1 protein-coding gene and 2 pseudogenes are annotated in these 1,806 nt (G+C 29.9%); 2 read left to right on the plus strand and 1 reads right to left on the minus strand.

What is annotated here, in order from left to right; all coding sequences use genetic code 11:
* Positions 1–149 (plus strand): annotated as a pseudogene (locus ACEW8E_RS08445) (IS630 family transposase); the annotation flags it as partial.
* A gap of 63 nt (positions 150–212) precedes the next feature.
* On the opposite strand, the pseudogene ACEW8E_RS08450 reads toward ACEW8E_RS08445, so the two are convergent.
* Positions 213–1,510, minus strand: a pseudogene (locus ACEW8E_RS08450) (IS701 family transposase).
* Between ACEW8E_RS08450 and ACEW8E_RS08455 the strand changes: the two are divergent.
* A complete protein-coding gene (locus tag ACEW8E_RS08455; RefSeq protein WP_373479901.1) occupies positions 1,458–1,592 on the plus strand; it encodes a hypothetical protein in 135 nt (44 codons plus the stop codon). The pseudogene ACEW8E_RS08450 and the gene ACEW8E_RS08455 overlap by 53 nt on opposite strands.
* Positions 1,593–1,806 lie beyond the last annotated feature (214 nt).

A 1,806-nucleotide genomic window follows, 5' to 3' on the forward strand; every position in this document is an offset into this window, starting at 1 on the left:
ATTCGGCAAAGGAATATATAGCTAATCGAGAATTTAAAAATGTAGAAGAGTTAGAAACAACAATCGCAAGGCTATTAAATGAAAATCAATTAGAGATAAATTGGAGTAAAAAATTTAAGAATAAGGGAAATTTGATTAATGTAACTTAAATGCGTCTTAGCTTATCCCTCTTTTGTCAAACTCCGAATCAACTATTAAATAAATAAAAAAAATTATCCCGTAGGAAAATATAATTTATCCACATGAGCTATGGATAGTAAATTATTGAATCCTTCTAATAATAGAGATGAATTCACCACTTTTAACCATGGTGTTATTAACCAAAATAACATTAATGGTTCAATCATCATCATGATTTTCTTTAAACTTTTTTTCCACGTATTTATTTGCTCTTTTTCTTCTATTTCTTTTTTCTTTTCTTCTTTTGGAAATAGTAATTCTCTAAATGGTTTTGTTTGTAAACTTATCATCCTATAAACACTATTTATTATCTCCCACCACTTCTCAATACTTTCTATTTTTGTTAGTCGATAATCCTTCCATCCTAATTCTTGTTTACATTGTCTAAATCCATATTCTACCCATGTCCTTTGACCATATAAATCTCCTAATCTTTTTTTCAAATTCCCTTGACAATTTTTCATCACAAAACTGGTTGAATTTTTCGGTAAGTTTTCTGTATCTGTTGTCATTTCCCAATATGTTATTCTCCTTTTTTTTCCATAAATAATTTCTCTGATGTATCTTGTTTCCATTTTTCCATCACTAAATGTACGAGTAAATTTACACCATTTATTTGCTCTGACTCTTTGATTTGACGCCATCCATACCCCATGATTATTTCTAATCGACACCACATATTCTAATTTTAACTCTTCTAATACTTCTAAAAAAGTGCTACTTTCACCATATAAACTATCTGCTAATACTAATTCTATTTTAAATCCTAATTCTCTTAATTCTCTTACCATTTCTCCCCCTATTTGAGTCTTAGTTTTATATTTATCTCCTACTTTTAATCTCGACTTTGGTTTATAGATTCTCGTCATTAATGGGAAGGTTATATTCCGATAAATACCATAGGCATTTACGGAGACAATTACAATTCCATGATCTATTTTGCCCACATTTCCCAAATATTGTCTAGCAGTGTAATCAGTTTTTGTACCTTTTTTTCTATCTCCAGTTTCATCCACTACAAGGATTATTTTTTCTTTCTGTAATATGCTAACTAATTTACTTAATCTTCTTTGTTCTAGTTGTGACAATGACCAAGGTGATGATTGAAGAAAATGGTGTAAAGATTGTGATGAAATACCTAATACTTTTTCTAATTCTGGCAATGATTTTCGTTTAAGATTAGAGATTATTCCTAACGGGACTTAAAATGTTCGTAACTTCTCACATCGGGAAATAAGTCCTGATAGTACCCACAATATTGATCCACTAATGGTATCGTGGTTTCTGGTGTTCGTGGCAAATGTTTACGAATTTGTTCGGCTACATCCATTATTGCTTATGCTTCCCAAGTTTTATTTTTCTTTTTCTTCTACTATTTTACCTCGGAAAATGACAAAAGAGGGTTAAGCTAAAAACCATTTAATTTACATTTTTTATTAATTTGTAAAAGTGACTAAAACTCTTTAACTATTACTAATGAGTTTAACTTAACGGTACTTAAACAAAAATTATGCCCAAACAAAGCCCAAACTTGCTTTATAATTAGTAAATACCTCAATATTATCTTTTAACCATTGAAAAAAGCGAAAAGATATGGCGGTGCGAAACGCTTCTAAGGCTTCACCA

The sequence above is a fragment of the Geminocystis sp. genome (assembly GCF_041753295.1).
Lineage (GTDB): Bacteria > Cyanobacteriota > Cyanobacteriia > Cyanobacteriales > Cyanobacteriaceae > Geminocystis.